This window comes from Entomohabitans teleogrylli (assembly GCF_001484765.1).
Classification (GTDB): Bacteria; Pseudomonadota; Gammaproteobacteria; order Enterobacterales; family Enterobacteriaceae; genus Entomohabitans; species Entomohabitans teleogrylli.
The window spans coordinates 1-638 of the sequence record NZ_LLXO01000098.1 but is presented as its reverse complement, the minus strand read 5'-3'; the positions used below and the strand labels follow the sequence as shown (position 1 = coordinate 638).

Annotated in this window: 2 pseudogenes; one reads left to right on the top strand and one right to left on the bottom strand. The window is 53.8% G+C overall.

The features are described 5' to 3' along the window. Nucleotides 1-259: pseudogene (locus AQ981_RS25410) on the top strand (ISNCY family transposase); the annotation flags it as partial. Nucleotides 260-393: 134 nt separating this feature from the next. Here AQ981_RS25410 and AQ981_RS25405 read toward each other — a convergent pair. Beyond that, nucleotides 394-594 (bottom strand): annotated as a pseudogene (locus AQ981_RS25405) (tyrosine-type recombinase/integrase); the annotation flags it as partial. Nucleotides 595-638: the final 44 nt, after the last annotated feature.

The window sequence follows — 638 nt, the reverse complement described above, 5'->3', positions numbered from 1 at the left end:
TGTGCCGCAACACGGAGACGCACTCATGACCATCGCACAACAGCTTGAGCAGAAGGGCATCGAGAAGGGCATCGAGAAGGGCATCGAGAAGGGCAGAGCTGAAGGGCTGCTGCTCGGTGAGCAACGTGGAATTGAAAAAGGCGAGCGGGAAGCAACCCTTAAAATTGCCCGCACCATGCTGCAGAACGGCATTGACCGTAATACCGTCATGAAAATGACCGGCCTGACGGAAGATGACCTGGAGCAGATCCACCACTGAATATTCTTTCCAGAGAACGCCTTTACTGCCCGGATGAGAGCAGTAACACTAATCCGAGCTCCTCATCTGTTCAGAACTGACTTCTGGACAGATGAGGGGGCTGGACAAGCCTCCGGCGCGTCAGCCTGTAAAAGTTAAACCTGCCCTTTCAGCATTGCTACCGCCTCGGTACCCGGCATCTGGAACTGCACCCTGTGCCGTGCTGCAACATCGAGCGCAAACACCTTCGTATAGACCTCTGTCGATGAAACCGATTTATGCCCCATCAGTGACTGCAGCACTTTCAGCGGAATACCGGCGTACAGCATATGCATGGCGTAGGAGTGGCGGAACGTTGACCTGCTCCCCGTTGATTAATACACCGCGATATTAGTAATGT